The following is a 17,878-nucleotide window of genomic DNA, read 5'->3' on the forward strand; positions in this document are numbered from 1 at the left end:
TGGCCGTCGCCGATCCAAACATCGTTCGGCTTCAAAGCCCCCCAATCACGTTTCACATAAGGCAGCAGCGATTTATAAGCCGCCCCCGTTTTCCTGCCGCGCTCCTGCATAATCAGCGGCAGCTTGCCCCAAACGCGCCGCACCATACTCAAGCTAGGCACATCATTGACCGGCATATTTTCCGCTTCCGCCCACTGCACAAACCGGCGGTAGCTGTGCGCCAATTTTGGCGCGGACGGAATATTGTGAAACTGCATAAATGTCGGCAACCAACCGTAGCTCTCAATCGGTTTGACCGCCTTAGTTACCTTCGGAGCCAAAGAGACCAACCGCTCCGTCGCGTTTTCCGCTTTCAAATAAGCAGAAATCCAGCCGTCTAAAGTACGTTCGCCAACCTTTGCCGACCGACTGCGGTCATTTGCTGTTTCCAAGTTGCCGAGCGTAACCTCGTCCAACTTACCCTCCGCCAGCAGCCTCAAAAACTGAGCCACCGCAACCTTGGCAGAGCAACCGTATTGGTATTTAATCCCCAACACCGCCGCCACCACCGCGCATCGCGCATCCGCCACCGACCGTTGTTTCTCGTTCAACAGCTTGTCCGCTTCAGCCAGTGCCTGAGCCGACATCGCCGTTCCAGGTCTGACTTGGGGCAGGGTTTTCGGCATCTTCTCCGCCAGATCGTCCGACTGCCGTTTCATAATGGCGGCGCGGATTTCGGCAGGGAGGGAAGCGATTAAGTATTGCTTGACTTTCCCGCCTTTGACTTGGCCGTCTGAAAATTTATAAAGCCAGTTTTCTTTTAAAGCTTTTTTGTCTAATGCTTGCCTTGATTTATTTAATATTTCAGATAACTCTCGGCTAGATATTTCATTCATATCAACCTCACTTCAGCCCAAGTTTTCTCGCAATTTCAAAACCCTTGCCGTATTTAGCCTTATTCTGCCCGCCGACAACTAAGTAAACTTCGCGTGGCTGATAGCCGTTTTCACGAGCCCAAGAAGCCAGAGTCTTGCCTTCTTTTTTAAAATTTTCTTTTAATTTCTCGACAGTTATCAACATAGATAGTCCTTTCTGACTGTGTTAGAATACATAACTAAATAAGCACTAGTGCTGTTCTCTTTTTTGAATTATGAGAAAAATATTTCTCTTTTTAATGATTATTTTATGGAAAATATTTCTCTTTTTGCTAATCGATTGAAAGTAGAAAGAAAAAAGTTAGGTTTGACTCAGTCTCAACTTGCTGAGAAATGCGGCATTACACGTGAGATGTGGGGAAAATATGAGCGTGGTCAATTTCTACCAAACTGTGAAATTATTTTCTCTTTTTGTGCATTAGGTGCAGATGTAAATTTTCTTTTCACAGGAAATAGGCCGTCTGAAAATTCAAACGAACTCAGCAAAGATGAATTAGAACTGCTTCAAAACTATCGACAATCAACAAATAAAAGTCGTGAGATTATTTTGACTATCGCCAAAACACAGGAGAAAAAAGAAGTCGGTATTACGGCTGGTGAAGTAGCCTGAAGGATAAGGCTAAGCAACTATTTTTAAAAAATTGGTTGCTTAGTTACAATTTTATTCAAAAATCATATTTATATATCTATATGATATTAAATAATTTTAACTAAGCAACCGAAAAAATTTTGTTGCTTAGTTAATTGCTTAAATATCTAGAAGGAAGAAGAATGGAAATTGTTTCTTGGTTCTCAAATCGTCTTCAAGCTGAGAGAAAACGTTTAAAATTGTCAGTACGTGAGGTCGCAAAAGCCTGCGAAGTAACTGCTGCAAAATGGACTCGTTTTGAAAAAGGTGAAGAAGCTCCAGAAGCTAAGACGTTATTTTTATTTGCTGAATTAGGTGCAGATATGAATTATGTTTTTAAAGCAGAATTTCTTGATAAAGAAGAAATACAGTTAATAGAAAAATACAGAGAAGCTGACCTAATAGGTAAGGCCGCTATAGATTATGTTGCGCAAGGTTGTAACAAAGATTATGCTCCTGGTTCAAGCATTCAGTGCATTATTAAATTTCTAGAATAATTTCAATAGACTAGTACGACACCATAGGCTCCCGTCAACCTGTCAGAGTTTGTATTCGTGCCGCGCTACAAAAGGCGATTCAATGGAGGGCGTGCTCAATCCATTCTCATCAATCACGCCAAAACCGACCCGCGTGACGGCCTGTACGTCCTACGCATAGGAAACGACCTGTTTGTCAAAAACATCCAACGCCTGCCCGGACGGCTCTTGGTTAAATCCGCCAATCCCCTCTACGAACCTTTTGAAATCGACCTCACAGCCGACAACATCGATACAGCCATCATCGGCCGGGTAGAATGGTTCGGCCGTACCGTAAACTGATTTTAAAACCCTCTTAAAATAGTTTTAAAAAATTCCCAATCCCGTCAGCTTTCAACAAAAAACCGCGCATTCCGGCGCGGTTTTGTGAAAAAGCTGGCGTAACTTTTCCGGATACAAAAAAACGCCGAAATCCACGTCTTTAGAAGATTTCAGCGTTTTTTTACTCTATTTGTTCCTTGTGCAAAAACTAACAGTCCCCCACATTTAATGTACAAATCACTATCCAGCTTCAGCCATACCCAATAGTTTTCCGAACCGCATACCTCCGCCCGATAATGCCCAGCGGAAGTTTTTTGGATATCGCAAACCTTACCCTGCTGAAAATACAGCAGACCACGTTCGACGATGTGGGGCGGGAACAGGTGGAGCGGATGGATACGGGGCATGGTTGGTTTCCAAGAAGTTTTTGAAATATGGGGAGTTTACTGGTTTGGACGACGTTTGGGGTGGCGGCGGGAATTCTTGTTTGGCAAAGAGGTAAAAGGTCGTCTGAAAATGGGTTTCAGACGACCTTTGGGGGTGGTTGGGAAAGGAGTAGTTTAGAAAGACCATGTGCGTACCTCACACACGCTACACACGGATTACAAGTTTTGCGTGATTTGTAGGTGGAATGTGTTCCGAAAGGCACGCACGCGGTTTGATGCAGGCTACGGGTTGCTTGTAATTTAGTTCATAATGCCTGAAAGTTTTGAGTATTTAGAATAGATAACATAGATTGAATGGATTGTTTTAGCTCTAATGGCGTAAAAGGTGGGTTCAACGTGTTTTCTGGATGATGAATAGCATGTCTAATATAAGTCATTAAAGTTACTTGTTCAGTTACTTGGTTTCCATTTCGCAGGATTCTCTCTCGAGATTTTGTAAATGGGATATTGCAATTCGCATTTGTCCATGTGTCAAATCTATTATTTTGGCTATTTTTTAAAATTCTTTCCTCAATATATCCATATAGTTCATTATGAAAATCATTGGAGATTATATTAAAAGCAAAATATCCAATTTCTGCTAAAGTTGGTGAAAATGTAAAGGTATCCATGCCTGAAACTGGGACAACAAGATTTTGCGGATCATTTTTTTGTGTTATTAAAATCTTTGTATTTTCATTTTTAAACATGCTTAGTAAATAGGCAGAATGTGTTGTAATGAATATTTGATGTTGATTTGCTATATTATTTAATGCATTAATTAGCATATCTTGTGCTTTAGGATGTAAAGATATTTCCGGTTCATCAATAAAAAAGAATAGTGGTTTTGTGAGATGTGGGTTATCTGGATGTATTGATAAGGATCGTGCATATACTTCAATAACTGACAATGCAAAAGCTCGTTGCATACCACTACCTTTTTCTGATAATAAAGTTTCTATTCCATCATCAATCTTTATATTACCAAGTTTTATAAATGAGGCTGGGTCAGGAATTGCAAAGTCAAGTTTAATGTTAGCATTTCCATAAAAATTACTTAATGAAGTTTCTAAATCTGAAATTAAATTCTGTGATTGATTACATAATGAGTTTTCATTATCAATAAATGCAGCCTTATGTGCTGCTGCAAAATCAATCCAAACTTGACTTTGTTCAAATTGATTACTCAATTCTTTTAATAATTTGCCTAAAATCTTGGTATTACCAAAATCTACTACATCATCAGCGTTCATATCCGACCATACAAAAATATTGTCAAATAGAGAGCCAATCGCTTTATCAAAACCTGTTGGATTCTCAAATTGTTGTGTGTTTGGGTTGAAAGTACAAATTTTCTTTTCATTTAATGTAACTGATCTATTATTTTGAGTAATTGTTATAGTCTGTGAGCTTCGACGTAATCTCATAGTTTCAATACCATTAGTATCAGTTTCTATATAATCTAAATATCTAGTTTCAGAAAAGTTATTAATTGTTTCAGTTAAGTTTCCTGAAATAGTAATCTCAACAAACACATCAGTATCTAGCTGATTTGTGTTTTTATAATCATCAATTGTTTTATCTTTTGTTACGCCATTACGTAAAAAATCTATAGCACGAAAGATTGTCGTCTTGCCAGTATTATTTTCTCCAACAAAGCAAATAATTGGTTTATCTGTATTAATTTCAACTTGATTAGCAAAAGATTTAAAATTACTAATAATAATCTTGGTAATTTTCATAATTTCCCTCATTTCCATAAAAATTAGATTAGGACAAACAGCTTTAGCTATCTGAAAATTTTCAGGTAGCCTTAAATTTATTTCAACCCCTCCCACTCCTTCAACAACCTCTTCACCGATACCGGATGCGGTGTCTTCAATTCCTGTGCAAACAGCGACACTCTTAATTCTTCAGTCATCCATTTAAACGCAGCGAGGCCGTCTGAAACGGGCTGTCCTTGTTTCACCAAACTGTCGGTTTTTTCCTGCCACATTTGTTCCAGCTCTTGGATATCAGCTTCGCGGGCCGCGTCTCGGGCGGGGTTGCCGCTGTATTTTTCGAGGCGCAGGGTCATGGCTTTGAGGTAGATGGGCAGGCGCGGCCATTGTGCCCACGGGGTGCGGGTGGCGAAGCCGGGGGCAAGCAGGGTTTGCAGGCGTTGACGCAGAAGGTGTGTAAGCGGGTGTTTGCCGAGTTTGCCGTTGAGTTCGGCATAGGCGGCGGCGGTTTCCTGCAGGTAACGACTGAGGGCTTCTTTGACGGCGGGCAGGCGGCTGCGGGCGCGTTTGATTTGTTCTTTGAAGGTTTTTTCGTTGCGCGGCAGCTCGTCTTCGCCGATAAAGGCGCGGTCGCAGACGGCTTGGGTGAGGTCGTCGCGCAGGGTGTCGGCGTTGATGTGTTTGAGCAGCATGGCGGCTTGGGTGAAGCCTTGGATGCCTTTGTTCAAATCTTTTACCTGCTCTTTTAATTGCAGCTTCATCAATTCGATTACGCCTTGACGGTGTGCCTGTTCGGCGGCTTCGTTAGTGTCAAACAGGCGCAGGGCGATGCGGCCGTCTTTTTCTTTTTGCAGGCCGAGATAGCCGGTGAGCTGTTGTTTGCCGCGTGCGAACTTGATGGATTCGGGCAGGGTGCCGATGTCCCATGCGGTAACGTTGTCGCGCTCGAATTCTTGGGTGTTGTCGCGGAAGGTAACGGCGGCGGCTTGGCCGAGTTGTTGTTGCAATTCGTGCAGTTTGCGGCCGCCGGCAAGCTCTTGTCCGCCGTCGTCGATAATACGCAGATTCAGATAGCAGTGTTCGGGCAATTCTTGCGCCGCCCATGCGTCTTGGTCGATTTGCTCGAGAATCCGCATATCGCCGGCGCTTTTGGCGATAAAGTGCGCCAACTGGGGAATGATGGCCGCTTGGCGGTCGGGATTGCTTTCGAGGAATTTGGTGATGAAATCGGGTACGGGCACGCAAATGCGGCGGATTTGCTTCGGCAGTGCTTTAATCAGCAGCTGGATTTTTTCGCGCAACATACCGGGCACCAGCCATTCAAGCGACGGCGCGTGCAGGCGGTTGAGGACGGTCAGCGGCACGGTCATGGTCACGCCGTCGAGCGGATGGTGCGGCTCGAAGCGGTAGGAAAGTTTGAACTTGCCGTCTGCGGTTTGCCAGAATTTGGGGAATTGCTCTTCGGTAATGTGCGCGGCGGCGTGTTGCATCAGATCGTCGCGGCTGAGGAACAGCAGGCGCGGATTGTCGCGCTCGGCGGTTTTGAGCCAGGCTTGGAAGGTGCGGATGTCGGCAAGGGGCAATGGTTTCAGACGGCCTTTTTGAGATGTAGGCTGCTTTTGGTGTTTGGGGTCGTCTGAAACATTTTGTCGGGTATGTGAACTCGGTTCACGCTCGCGGTTGGACGCATCTTTGGAATTCGCGTGCGCGGCTTGCGCCACATGCCCTGCATTGCGCTGGTTTGCTTGTCCGTTTTGTCCGGCTGTCTTGTCCGACTGGGTTTGTTCACCCTCTTCGCTTCCCAAAACGCCGCCTTTCGCGTCTTTCCACACCAGCTCGGGCAGCCGTTCGTTATAAAACGCAAACAGGGCTTCGTCATCGACCAATACGTCTTGCTTGCGCGATTTGTGTTCGAGTTCGGTAATTTCTTTAATCAGCTTTTTATTGTGGGCAAAAAAGGCCGTCTGAAGATTGCTTTCCTGCGCCACCAATGCGCCGCGGATAAAGATTTCGCGCGCTTCTTTGGGCGCAACTTTGCCGTAAGACACGGGGCGGCGCGGCAATACGGTCAGGCCGTAAAGCGTCACGCGTTCGCTGGCGACGACTTCGCCGCGTTTTTGCTCCCAGTGCGGCTCGAAATAGTGGTAGCGGACGAGGTGCGGCGCTTCCTGCTCTATCCATTCGGGCTGGATAACGGCGACGTCGCGCGCGTAAAGGCGCGTGGTTTCAACCAATTCTGCCGCCATCACCCATTTGGGTTTGGCTTTGAACAGGGCTGAGGCGGGGAAAAGGTGGAAACGGCTGCCGCGCGCGCCGGTGTAGTCGTTGCCGTCGGGCGATTTCATGCCGACGTTGGCGATAAGGCCGGTGAGCAGGGCGCGGTGGATTTGTTCGTAGCCCGCTTCTTTGGCGGCGCGGATTTGGGCGCGGTGTTGTTTCTTATCCAGTTGTTTTTGTTTGAGTTTAGCCGCCAAATCTTGGTCGCCTTGGCTTTCAGACGGCCTTAATTGTTCTTGGGAAGGAGGTCGTCTAAACGCGGCTTCTTTGGTGGTCAAACCCATTTCAATCGCGGTTTGGGCAAGCTGGTGGTGCAGCTCGCGCCATTCGCGCATACGCAGGTGCGACAGGAAATATTGACGACACCATTGCACCAGCTGCTTGTTGGACAAACCTTTGTCGCGCTCGCGCTGGAAGCTGTCCCAAATATTCAGATAGGCAAGGAAATCGGATTGCTTGTCGGTAAAGCGTTCATGCGCCTTGGCCGCGGCATCGCGCGCCTCCAGCGGCCGCTCGCGCGGGTCTTGAATCGACAGCGCGGACGCAATCACCAATATTTCCGCCATGCAGTCGTGTTTCTTCGCCGCCAATAAAATGCGCGCGATTTTCGGGTCGATGGGCAGGCGCGCCATTTGTTCGCCGAGTTTGGTCAGGCGGTAGCGTGGTTTGGGGCTGCCTGAACGGTTTTCAGACGGCGTGTTGGGAGTTTGGATGTTTTGCATGGTTTGTAAGTCAGGCATCTATATCTGGCGTTTTTTAAATTTACCAGTGCTTGTCAGGCTACTTGTTTACTTATTTTCTGTATTTTTTAGTAAATCAATTACCTGTCTTAAAGCGGCAATCTCATCATTTTTTGCTTCTAATAATTCTTTTAAATTTTTATTTTCTAACAATAGTTTTTCATCAGAACCCACATAGTTTTGGTTATTAGTATTGTCTCCGATAGAGAAGAAGAAAGATTTATCTTGTGTAGCAAATAATTCAACCACATCAATATTAAATATTTGTGCAATCTGCTTTAATTTTTCTATGTTGATATTGCTTTGTCCGCGTTCAATTTTGGCATATCCGTTGGGGGACATAGACAGTTTTTCAGCCATCTCTTCTTGCGACCATTGGTTAATTTCTCGCAGAACTCGGATTTTTTCGTGAATTTCCATTTTTATTCCTTAAAGTGTGGATTGTATGATTAAAAGTAGAGAATTTAGATACTGTTAGTTTGTGGATTACATAATTAGTTTTTCTTACTATACAACTGTTGTTGCCTATTTTTAACGTATTTTGACAAGGATTTAAATTATGAAAAAGGTTTATTTGGCTTTGATTGTAGCTGTTTTAAGCTCAACCGCATTTGCAGATATGTATGACTATGGTTACAGCAATGACACAACATATACGCAAATTGGTAATACTACCTATGAGAGTAATGGTACAAGTTACACCAATATTGGTAATACTACCTATGGCAGTAATGGTTCAAGTTATACACGAATTGGTAACACCACTTACGGTAATGATGGCTCAAGTTATACACGAATTGGTAATACCACTTATGGTAATGATGGTTCAAGCTATACCACAATCAGTAATACTACCTACGGCAGCGATGGGTCAAGCTGTACCCAAATAGGTAGCCAAATCTATTGCAGATAGAGCTAAAAATATGGGCGTTTATGTTACTGGGGCGATTATAACGTTTTGCCTTGTCGGTTGGGCGACAGGCGGAAGACAGCTTTTAACCCCTATCTTTATAGCACTTATCTGGCCACTTTTTTTGGTAGAACGGATTATTGTAATTTTGCTAATTGCTCTCGGAGTAATAAAAAAATAATTCCTACGCAAGGCAGCCTGAAAAACCTTTCAGGCTGCCTTTTCCTTTTCAGGCTGCTTCTTCCACCGCCCCCAATTCCAGCAACACCTGAAACCCGTCATTGATATACCTCGAATCGGGTATTTCTAAAAACGGGAATGCCGCCACATCGCCGAGTTTCAATGCCGCCATGCGCAGGATGACGGCGGCGAGGTTGCTGCGGACGATTTCGGGGTCGGTGAATTCGGTGCGGCTGTTGAAATCTTCTTCTGAAAACAGTCGGATACACACGCCTGCGGAGACGCGTCCGCAGCGGCCGGAGCGTTGGCGCGCGGCGGCTTGGGAGATTTTTTCGATATGAAGCTGCTCCACTTTCGCCCGTGCGGAATAGCGTTTAACACGCGCGAGGCCGGTGTCGATGACGTATTTGATGCCCGGCACGGTAAGCGAGGTTTCGGCGACGTTGGTTGCCAGCACAATGCGGCGTTTTACGCCTGAGGGGTGGAAGATTTTGTGCTGTTCGGCGTGCGACAGGCGTGCGAACAGGGGCAGGATTTCGTCGTTGCGGCGCAGCGTGGATTTGCGCAGGGCTTCGGCGGCTTCGCGGATTTCGCGCTCGCCCGGCAGGAACACCAAAATATCGCCTTCGCCGTGTCGCGCCAATTCGTCCGCCGCATCGACAATCGCGTCGGTCAGCTCCACTTCGGCATCGTCTTCGTCTTTGCTGGTCAGTGGGCGGTAGAGGATTTCAACGGGATAGGTCCGTCCGCTTACTTCTAAAACTGGCGCGCCGTTGAAATGTTGGGAGAAGCGTTCTGCGTCTATGGTTGCCGAGGTGATGATGACTTTCAAATCGGGGCGGCGCGGCAGCAGCTGTTTCAAATAGCCCAAGAGGAAGTCGATGTTCAGGCTGCGTTCGTGTGCTTCGTCGATGATAATCGTGTCGTAGGCGGCGAGATAACGGTCGGTCTGCGTTTCCGCCAGCAGGATGCCGTCGGTCATCAGCTTGACGCAGGCATCGCGCGAAGTATGGTCGGTGAAGCGCACTTTATAGCCGACCGCGCTGCCGATTTCGGATTTCAGCTCCTCGGCAATCCGTTCTGCTACGGAACGCGCGGCCAAACGGCGCGGCTGGGTATGCCCGATTAGCCCCGCCGCCCCGCGCCCGAGTTCCAGACAAATCTTGGGCAACTGCGTGGTTTTGCCCGAACCGGTTTCGCCGCAAATAATCGTTACCTGATGTTCGGCAATGGCTTTTTTGATTTCCTCAAGCTTCTCGTGAACGGGCAGGGTGTTGTCGAATTCGGGTTTGGGCAATGCTGCCAAACGTTTCAAAAAGATTTCGTGCGATTTTTGGTATTTTTCTTCGACTTTGGCCAAGCCGCCGTATTTGTTGGGATTTTTGAAGGCGGATTGCAGGAAGTGGCGGTCTTTGGAGAGGGTTTGGGAGAAATCAGGGAACATGATTGGTGCGTGTGCGGTAAAAAATAGAATTATAGCAAACGCTTTGGTTGGGTTCGGGCAATATCGGGATGGGGAAATGCCGTCTGAAAACCGCATTCTGTCGTTCAGACGGCATTGTTGCTGAAGTTTCAAGCGGCGGCGGAATGGTATTCGAATCAAGGCGGTTTGCCCTGCGCCCCGTCCCGGCTGTGTGAAGGGGCGGCTGCCGGCGTTTGATCGGGGGCGTTTTAATTTTCAGACGGCATTCCCGCTTTGCTGTTTGCTGTTTGCAGTCCTGCGGGTGCATTGCCGGTTTGGGCGGCGGTTTCCTGCAGCACGCGTCGGCGGAAGCGCATTCCCGATGCGTGGTAGAACGGACGCGGCGAAAACTGGCGCGAAACCTGCGAGGCGAAAATGCAGGCAATCAGCATCCAAAACAGCAGGCTTTGTCCGCCCGTCATTTCCATGACGACGACGGCGGAAGTTATCGGGGATTGTGTCGCGCCCGCTAAAAATGCCGCCATGCAGATGAGGACGATGATGTTTGCACCGGCGGATACGTCGGCGGCGGAGGTGATATGTTCGCCTAAGAATGCGCCTATGGTCAGCGAGGGAGTGAAAATGCCGCCCGGAATGCCTGCCCAATAGCTGAATACGGTGGCGAGCCATTTCGCCGCCGCCAGACCGAAGGGGGCTTCGTAAACGCCGTGCAACGCCTGTGCGGCCTCGTGGTAGCCGGTGCCGTAGGTTTTGCCCTGATAAAGCGTGCCCAACGCGGCAAGCAGCAGCCCCATGACGGCCGCGAGCAGCAACGGACGGTTGCGGACGAAGCCTTGGATTTTGCGCGGGGAAAATGCCGCCGCGCCATGATAGAGCAGCCGTCCGAACAGACCGCCCGCCGCGCCGCAAACCAGCCCGGCCGCCACAACCCACATCAAAATATTTTCCAACACGCCGCCGTTGAAACCGGAAAAATACGGGTTGTTGCCCTGAATGGCGACCTGTATGAAGCCGGAGGCGAGCACGCCCAAAAGAATCTGCCGCTCCCAACGCAGCATAATGCCGCGCCCGAGTTCCTCAATGGCGAAAATCACGCCTGCCAAAGGCGCGTTGAATGCGGCTGCCAAACCGCCCGCCGCGCCCGCCGCCATCAAATCGTTTTCCTGCATCCCTTTGAATGCCAAACCGTGTTTTTTGCACCACGCGCCCCACGCGCCCATTACTGCCGAGCCGACTTGGACGGACGGGCCTTCGCGCCCGATGGACGCGCCGAACAGCATACCCAAAAAGGTCAGCGGGATTTTCAACAGTGTCGGTTTGAGGCGGATCAGCCGCGTTTTTTGTGCGCCGTAGGGCAGCGACAGCGAGGCGATGACCTGCGGGATGCCGCTGCCCGAGGTATAGGGCGCGTATTTGCGCGTGAACCACGCAATAAGCGGCAAACCTAAAGGAAGCGCTACCCACGCGAACCACGGGTATTTTTGCACCCACGCGGCATTCAGTTCGAGGGCGTAGTCGGCAAGGTGGGCAAAAAACAGCGCGGTCAGGGCAACGAGTGCCGAGCCTGCCAGGAGGAACAGAAAGGCGATGCTTTTGCGCGACAGGCGGCGGGTTTGGCGGATTTTGTGGGCGAGGCGGCGGGGGAATGTGGAGGTCATGGTATGTTGTCCGGCGGTTCGGACGGCATTTATGTATGCCGTCTGAAGCCGTGTCGGGTCAGGAACGGTAGTCGGCGTTGATGGAAACATATCCGTGCGACAGGTCGCAGGTATAGACGGTGGCGGCGGCTTGTCCGCGATGCAGCTTGATGCGGACGGTGATTTCGTCCTTCGACATCACTGCCTGCCCTTGTGCTTCGGTGTAGCTTGCGGCGCGTCCGCCGTGTTCGGCAACCAAAATATCGTCGAGATACATTTCCACGAGGTCGGTATCGAGGTCGGCAACGCCGGCATAACCGATGGCGGCGAGCAGCCTGCCGAGGTTGGGGTCGGAGGCGAAAAAGGCGGTTTTGACCAGCGGCGAACGTGCCACGGTGTAGGCGGCTTGGCGGGCTTCGTCGCGGGTTTTGGCGTTTTCGACGCGGACGGTGATGAACTTGGTCGCGCCCTCGCCGTCGCGGACGATGGCTTGGGCGAGTTCGAGCGCAAGGCTGCACAACAATTCTTTGAGTTGGGCGTAACGCGGGTCGGCGATGTTGTCGATTTCGCTTTGGCTGTTTTTGCCGGTGGCGATGATGACGAAGCTGTCGTTGGTGCTGGTGTCGCCGTCAACGGTGATGGTGTTGAAGGTTTCGTCGGCGATTTCCTGCGTCATCAGTTGGAGGACGGGTTGGGAAACTTTGGCATCGGTGGCGATGAAACCGAGCATGGTCGCCATATTGGGATGAATCATGCCCGAGCCTTTGGCGATGCCCGTGGCGCGGACGGTGTGTTTGTCGCCGACCTTGCCTTCGCGCGAGGCGGCTTTGGGAACGGTGTCGGTGGTCATGATGGCGCGTGCCGCTTCGTTCCAGAAGGCAGGCTGCATTTTGGGCAGCGCGGCGATGATTTTGTCTGCGGGCAGCGGTTCGAGAATCACGCCGGTGGAGAAGGGCAGCACCTGGTTCGGTTTGCAGCCGATTTGCCGGGCGGCGGCGGCACACACTGCCAAAGCATCGATTCTGCCCTGTGCGCCCGTACCCGCGTTGGCGTTGCCCGTGTTGATGACGAGGGCGCGCACGCCGTCTTCGTCGAAAAGGTGCGATTTGGCGATGTGGACGGGCGCGGCACAGAAACGGTTGGTCGTGAAGACTGCACCGACGGTGCTGCCGGCGGCTACGGCAATCAGTGTCAGGTCGGTATGCCCGGGCTTCTTCACGCCTGCTTGGGCGGTGTAGAGGGCAATGCCGTCGATGTCGGGCAGTTGTTCGGCGGTTTTTTCGGTCAGGTTGACAGCCATAACGGTTCTCCTTGCGAGTGTGTCGGCGTTCAGACGGCATGGGCTGAAATGCCGTCTGAAACGGGTTCAAAATCCCAAAACGGGGATAAGCAGCGGCGCAATCAGCGCGGTCAGTACGCCGTTGAACGTCAGCCCCAGCCCCGCGTATGCCGCCATGCGGCGGCTGCGTTCGAGCGAGGCGGCAATCCCCATCGCGTGCGAAGCCGTGCCGAGCGACATACCCACGGACGAGGGCATGACGACTGTGTTCTTCAGCATTTTGTAACCGGCAATCTGTCCGACCAGACCGGCAATGATGACGGTGGCGGCGGTAATGGCGGGAATGCCGCCGATGGAGCGGGTGATTTCAATGGCGATGGGGTTGGTAACAGATTTGGACGCGAGCGAGAGGACGACTTCGCGTTCCGCGCCCAGCCATTTGGCAAAATACATCCCCGTAACAATGCCCGTAACGCTGCCCGCAAGCTGCGAAACGATGACGGGCAGCCACTGGTTGAAGATTTTACGGCGGTTTTGGTAGAGCGGGACGGCAAGTACGACGACGGCGGGCTTGAGCCAGAAATCGATAAACTGCGCGGCGTTGTGGTACACCGCATAATCGATACCGAGGATTTTCAGGTAGGCAATCAGCACCACGGTGCTGACGAGTACGGGGTTGCAGAAGATATTGCCCGTGCGCGTGCGCACGATAATCGCAAGCGCGTACACGGCAAGCGTGAGAAAAAGCAGGATGCTGGGCTGCCTGAGGATTTCGTTCATCAGATAATGCTCCGTATCCAGCGGTGAACCTTGCCCGTAACCAGCAGTACGCACAAAGTGCTGGCGGAGGCGGAAACCAGTATCGAAAACCAATCGTCGGCAATCAAATCCAAATAGCTGATGACCGCCACGCAGGGCGGAACGAGAAACAGCGTCAGATTCGCCATCAGCGCGTCGGTAAGCTGTTGCAGCCAAGACGTTTTGACCCAACCCGCCTGCAAAAGCGCAAACAGCACGCCCATGCCGACGATGCTGCCGGGCAGTTTGATGCCTGCTAGGAAAACGGCGGTTTCGCCGGCGGCGAGGCAGCCGAGGATGATGAGGAGCGCGCGGATGATGTTCATGTTGTGTGTCTGTCTTTGGACGGCGTTGTGATAAATTTTGTTAACTGTTTAATCATAACGTCAAATATGCCGTCTGAAAAGCCGAAGCCGCGCACAAACGCAAAAACGGCACGGATAAACCGTGCCGCAGCAACCGGGGCGTGTTCAGACTTTGCGGTAGGGATTTTCCAAACCTTCAATCAGCGCGAGCAGGTAATCGCGCAACTGACGTTCGCCGCAACCCATCAGCAGCGCGTCTTCAAACGCGTCTTGTGCCGTCTGATACAGCTCGGTCATATTTTCGGACATCACTTTGACCTTTTCGGTACAGGACACGATCTGTCCGTCATCGTCGTACCATTTGGGCATTTCGGGCATACTCATTGCGTATTCCTTGTGAAATCAGTTCAGAAAGCGGGATGGGTCGTTTTTCTTGACCCGGCGGGCGAACGCATATTTGCCGTTCCAATATTTGTGGCTCAGGCTGGTGATTTCGATATTTTTCCCTGTGCGCGGCGCGTGGATGAAGCGGTCGTTGCCGATATAAAGCCCGACATGGGAAATGCGGCTGCCGCCGAGCGTGCGGAAAAACACCATATCCCCGGGCTGCAATTCGCTTCGGGCAACCGGCATACCCATCTGCGCCTGTTCTGCCGACGTGCGCGGCAGGTTGATGCCCATGGCGCGTTTGAAGATGTGCTGCATGAAGCCGCTGCAATCAAAACCGGTAGAAACCGATGTACCGCCGTAGCGGTAGGCAACACCCAAAAGCCCCATCGCATTGCCGATAAGTTCGTCGGCGGAACCTGAAGTACGGTCATTATTAGTGCGGGCGGTTTGGGTGTATTGCCCGTTTTCGGCAAACTGTTTGAGAATCTGCTCGCGGCTGCTGAGCAGGTTGGTCAACTCATCGGCAAGGGCGGGGCGGACGGCAAACATCAGCCACAAAACCGCCCAAACTGCCGGTTTGAAAAAAGAATCCATATCGGTGTTTCCGCGCAGGAGGCATCGTGCCGCCGTGCGATGTTATGCTGTATCAATCGAAAATATCTTGTTGATTGTATATAAAAAAACGGCTGTTTGGCAAAAAACGGCTTGTTAGATTGAGTTAATATGTTGATTTTTATATAATTTATTGAGAACTTGGGAAAACGCATCCGCCGTCCGCCTTGTTTTCGCGCCGACCGCAACCATATATCCGCCATCCGAACAATCAATCAGAGAGAATAATGAATCAAACCTCCATCAACCGCGCCGATGTGCGTACCCGCTTTATCTTCGACGATATGCCCGTGCGCGGGCTGCACGTCCGTCTGGAAAACGTGTGGCAGCACATTGTAAAACAGAAAAACTATCCCGCCGCCATCCGCCGCGCCTTGGGCGAGTTGTTGGCTGCCGGCGTTCTGCTGTCGGGCAACCTCAAAAACGAAGGCACGCTGATTGTGCAGGTTCAGGGGCAGGGGCGGCTGAAAATGCTGGTTGCCGAGGCGACTTCCGACCGTACCGTCCGTGCGACCGCGCGGTGGGACGAAACCGCAGAAATAGCCGATGACGAAAGCCTCGGCGATCTTTTGGGCGAGGGCGGCGTGTTCGTATTGACGCTGCAGCCCAAAGACGGCGAACCCTGGCAGGGCGTAGTGCCTTTGGAAGGCGACGGTATCGCGCAAATGTTGGTGAACTATATGAAACGTTCCGAACAGCTTGATACGCACATCGTCCTGTCTGCAAGCGACGAAGCGGCGGGCGGGCTGCTGGTGCAGCGTCTGCCCGAAGAAGAGCTGGCGGAAGAAGCGTGGGAACACGTCAGTACGCTGGCGCGCACGCTGACGGCGGGCGAGCTGGCAGAATTGGATGCGCAACATGTTTTGTACCGCCTGTTCCACGAAACGCCGCCGCGCGTATTCGAGCCGGAAACGTTTGAATTTTCATGTACCTGTTCTCGGGGCAAGGTCAGCGATATGCTGCTGATGCTGGGCGGGGAAGAAGTCGGCGGCGTGGTGGCGGAACAAGGCAGCATCGAAGTCGATTGCGACTTCTGCCACAGCAAATACGTGTTTGACGAAACCGATGTCAATGCGCTGTTCGGGGAGGATGTGGTCGGCGTTGCCCGCGAACAGTCGGAACGCACCGTCCAATAATGCGCCGCAACGCAAAAATGCCATCTGAAGCAGCTTCTGCTTCAGACGGCATTTTTGCGTGGGTCGAGACGGCATTTAAAGCAGGAACAGGGTAGCGAGCCCCAAGAAAATCAGGAAGCCGCCGGAATCCGTTACCGCCGTAATCAGCACCGAGCTGCCCAACGCGGGGTCGCGTCCGAACTTTTCCATTACCACGGGAATCAATACGCCGACGGTTGCCGCCAGCAGCAGGTTGAGCGTCATCGCAGCAATCATAACCAGCCCGATGCCGAGGCTGCCGTAGAGCAGCCATGAAACCGCGCCCATGACGGTTCCCCAGATAATGCCGTTGACCAGGGCGACGCCGACTTCTTTTTTCAACAGCCTGCCTGCCTGCATGCCTGTCAGTTGCCCCATCGCCATGGCGCGGACAATCATGGTAATCGTCTGGTTGCCCGAGTTGCCGCCGATACCGGCGACGATGGGCATCAGCGCGGCGAGTGCGACGATTTTTTCGATGCTGCCTTCAAACGCGCCGATGACGCGGCTGGCGATAAACGCCGTACAGAGGTTGACGGCGAGCCACATCCAGCGGTTTTTGACGGAATCCAAGACGGGGGCGAACAGGTCTTCCTCTTCCTGCAAACCTGCCATGTTCAACATATCCGCTTCGGATTCTTCGCGGATGACGTCCACCATCTCGTCAACGGTAATCCTACCGATGAGTTTTTTGTTTTCATCGACGACGGGCGCGGTAACCAAGTCGTAGCGTTCAAATGCCTGCGCGGCCTCTTCCACATCATCTTCGGCACGGAAACGTACGATATCTTTCGCCATCACGTTTTCCACCAAATCTTCGGGATCGGCGACCAAAAGTTTGCGGATGGGCAGCACGCCCTGCAACACATCGTTTTCATCGACCACAAAAATCTTGTCGGTATGGTCGGGCAGGCTGTCGAAGCGGCGCAGATAACGCAGCACCACTTCACAGGCGACATCGGCGCGGATGCTGACCAACTCGAAGTCCATAATCGCGCCGACTTGGTTGTCTTCATACGACATTGCCGCCTTGACTTGGGCGCGTTCTTCCTCATCGCGCGTCTGTAAGGCTTCATAAACCACTTGGTGCGGCAAATCGTCTGCCAGTTCCGCCAATTCGTCCGCGTCCAAATCATCGACCGCCGCCAACAATTCGTCCTTGTCCATCGACTCGATCAGCGTTTCGCGCACCGCGTCGGACACTTCCAGCAATACTTCGCCGTCGTCTTCGGGTTTGACTAAAATCCAGACGATATTGCGTTCGCGCGGCGGCAGCGATTCCAATACCGCCGCCACGTCGGCAGGGTGCAGCTCGCTCAAGAGGACAGTCAGCTCGGTCAGCTTGTCGCGCAGCGGCGCGTCTTCGAGCGGTGTGCCGTTTTCGATTTGTTCAAAAGCAGGTTCGAGGATTTCGCAGAGGGAGTGGACACGGTCGAAATCGGCGGAAGGGCGTTCGGCATGGTTTTGACCGGTTTCGCCGTCGTGTGTCGGAGGAGTGTGTTCGATGCTCATAAATGCTCCGCCCGCCGTGTGCGGGGAGGCATTTCGGCGGGATGGTTATTGTCGTTTGGAATCGGAAGGGGCGTTCAGTAAAAACGAACTGGGAAGGTCCATAATAAAAGCCTGACGGTACAGGCGCAGGGTTGGAAACGGCACTATTCTACTCCTTTTTGGAACGGTTTACTATT

The 17,878-nt window shown here is 51.2% G+C and carries 18 protein-coding genes and 1 pseudogene; 5 read left to right on the forward strand and 14 right to left on the reverse strand.

Annotated features, from left to right (window positions below):
- Both Q9I99_RS05635 and Q9I99_RS05640 read right to left on the reverse strand, forming a co-directional pair.
- The coding region (locus Q9I99_RS05635; RefSeq protein WP_304666194.1) for a DNA-binding protein at positions 1-875 on the reverse strand (875 nt) is incomplete at its 3' end.
- 7 nt (positions 876-882) lie between these two features.
- Positions 883-1,059, reverse strand: coding sequence for a DNA-binding protein (locus Q9I99_RS05640; RefSeq protein ID WP_301668475.1), 177 nt, complete (start codon positions 1,057-1,059; stop codon positions 883-885).
- Between the two features lie 105 nt (positions 1,060-1,164).
- Here Q9I99_RS05640 and Q9I99_RS05645 point away from each other — a divergent pair, with 105 nt between their 5' ends.
- The 3 genes and pseudogenes from Q9I99_RS05645 to Q9I99_RS05655 form a co-directional block, all read left to right on the forward strand.
- A complete protein-coding gene (locus Q9I99_RS05645; RefSeq protein ID WP_118846636.1) occupies positions 1,165-1,524 on the forward strand; it encodes a helix-turn-helix domain-containing protein in 360 nt (119 codons plus the stop codon).
- Positions 1,525-1,685: 161 nt separating this feature from the next.
- A complete protein-coding gene (locus Q9I99_RS05650; RefSeq protein WP_301668474.1) occupies positions 1,686-2,039 on the forward strand; it encodes a helix-turn-helix domain-containing protein in 354 nt (117 codons plus the stop codon).
- Positions 2,040-2,103: 64 nt separating this feature from the next.
- Positions 2,104-2,360: pseudogene (locus tag Q9I99_RS05655) on the forward strand (S24 family peptidase); the annotation flags it as partial.
- A gap of 149 nt (positions 2,361-2,509) precedes the next feature.
- On the opposite strand, the gene Q9I99_RS05660 reads toward Q9I99_RS05655, so the two are convergent.
- The 4 genes from Q9I99_RS05660 to Q9I99_RS05675 all read right to left on the reverse strand — a co-directional run bounded on the left by Q9I99_RS05660 (position 2,510) and on the right by Q9I99_RS05675 (position 7,922).
- The gene (locus Q9I99_RS05660) at positions 2,510-2,746 is read right to left on the reverse strand and encodes an SWIM zinc finger family protein (protein WP_301668472.1); all 237 of its coding nucleotides are present in this window, start codon (positions 2,744-2,746) and stop codon (positions 2,510-2,512) included.
- Between the two features lie 284 nt (positions 2,747-3,030).
- Positions 3,031-4,602, reverse strand: a complete 1,572-nt coding sequence (locus tag Q9I99_RS05665; protein ID WP_301668471.1) for an ATP-dependent nuclease — start codon at positions 4,600-4,602, stop codon at positions 3,031-3,033.
- The gene (locus tag Q9I99_RS05670) at positions 4,584-7,484 is read right to left on the reverse strand and encodes a DUF3418 domain-containing protein (RefSeq protein ID WP_301668490.1); all 2,901 of its coding nucleotides are present in this window, start codon (positions 7,482-7,484) and stop codon (positions 4,584-4,586) included. Before Q9I99_RS05670 ends, Q9I99_RS05665 begins: the two co-directional genes overlap by 19 nt.
- 66 nt (positions 7,485-7,550) lie before the next feature.
- Positions 7,551-7,922, reverse strand: a complete 372-nt coding sequence (locus Q9I99_RS05675) for a helix-turn-helix domain-containing protein (RefSeq protein WP_070679239.1) — start codon at positions 7,920-7,922, stop codon at positions 7,551-7,553.
- Between the two features lie 139 nt (positions 7,923-8,061).
- On the opposite strand from Q9I99_RS05675, the gene Q9I99_RS05680 reads away from it, so the two are divergent.
- Positions 8,062-8,415 (forward strand): hypothetical protein, encoded by a 354-nt coding sequence (locus Q9I99_RS05680; protein ID WP_301668470.1) that lies wholly within the window; start codon positions 8,062-8,064, stop codon positions 8,413-8,415.
- 226 nt (positions 8,416-8,641) lie between these two features.
- On the opposite strand, the gene hrpA is transcribed toward Q9I99_RS05680, so the two are convergent.
- From hrpA to Q9I99_RS05715, 7 genes are all read right to left on the reverse strand, one after another.
- Complete coding sequence (gene hrpA / locus Q9I99_RS05685) at positions 8,642-10,036, reverse strand: ATP-dependent RNA helicase HrpA (RefSeq protein WP_301668489.1); 1,395 nt, start codon at positions 10,034-10,036, stop codon at positions 8,642-8,644.
- A 227-nt stretch (positions 10,037-10,263) separates the two neighbouring features.
- Complete coding sequence (locus Q9I99_RS05690; protein WP_301668488.1) at positions 10,264-11,673, reverse strand: chloride channel protein; 1,410 nt, start codon at positions 11,671-11,673, stop codon at positions 10,264-10,266.
- Positions 11,674-11,731: 58 nt separating this feature from the next.
- Positions 11,732-12,952 carry a bifunctional glutamate N-acetyltransferase/amino-acid acetyltransferase ArgJ gene (gene argJ, locus Q9I99_RS05695; RefSeq protein WP_301668469.1) on the reverse strand — a complete coding sequence of 407 codons (1,221 nt, stop codon included), beginning with the start codon at positions 12,950-12,952 and terminating at the stop codon, positions 11,732-11,734.
- A 66-nt stretch (positions 12,953-13,018) separates the two neighbouring features.
- Positions 13,019-13,711, reverse strand: a complete 693-nt coding sequence (locus Q9I99_RS05700) for an LrgB family protein (RefSeq protein WP_301668468.1) — start codon at positions 13,709-13,711, stop codon at positions 13,019-13,021.
- On the reverse strand, positions 13,711-14,055 hold the full coding sequence (locus Q9I99_RS05705) for a CidA/LrgA family protein (RefSeq protein ID WP_002219918.1): 345 nt from the start codon (positions 14,053-14,055) through the stop codon (positions 13,711-13,713). The genes Q9I99_RS05700 and Q9I99_RS05705 overlap by 1 nt, the downstream gene beginning before the upstream one ends.
- A gap of 144 nt (positions 14,056-14,199) precedes the next feature.
- The gene (locus Q9I99_RS05710) at positions 14,200-14,418 is read right to left on the reverse strand and encodes a hypothetical protein (protein WP_301668466.1); all 219 of its coding nucleotides are present in this window, start codon (positions 14,416-14,418) and stop codon (positions 14,200-14,202) included.
- Between the two features lie 18 nt (positions 14,419-14,436).
- Positions 14,437-15,018 carry a C40 family peptidase gene (locus Q9I99_RS05715; RefSeq protein ID WP_301668465.1) on the reverse strand — a complete coding sequence of 194 codons (582 nt, stop codon included), beginning with the start codon at positions 15,016-15,018 and terminating at the stop codon, positions 14,437-14,439.
- Between the two features lie 245 nt (positions 15,019-15,263).
- Between Q9I99_RS05715 and hslO the strand changes: the two genes are divergently transcribed.
- Positions 15,264-16,172 carry an Hsp33 family molecular chaperone HslO gene (gene hslO, locus Q9I99_RS05720; protein WP_301668464.1) on the forward strand — a complete coding sequence of 303 codons (909 nt, stop codon included), beginning with the start codon at positions 15,264-15,266 and terminating at the stop codon, positions 16,170-16,172.
- Between the two features lie 75 nt (positions 16,173-16,247).
- Here hslO and mgtE read toward each other — a convergent pair whose 3' ends face one another.
- Positions 16,248-17,702: a magnesium transporter gene (gene mgtE, locus Q9I99_RS05725; RefSeq protein ID WP_301668463.1), complete on the reverse strand. Its 1,455-nt coding sequence runs from the start codon at positions 17,700-17,702 to the stop codon at positions 16,248-16,250.
- Positions 17,703-17,878: the final 176 nt, after the last annotated feature.

Origin of the sequence: Neisseria basseii, from assembly GCF_962707005.1 — a bacterium.
Taxonomy (GTDB): domain Bacteria; phylum Pseudomonadota; class Gammaproteobacteria; order Burkholderiales; family Neisseriaceae; genus Neisseria; species Neisseria bergeri.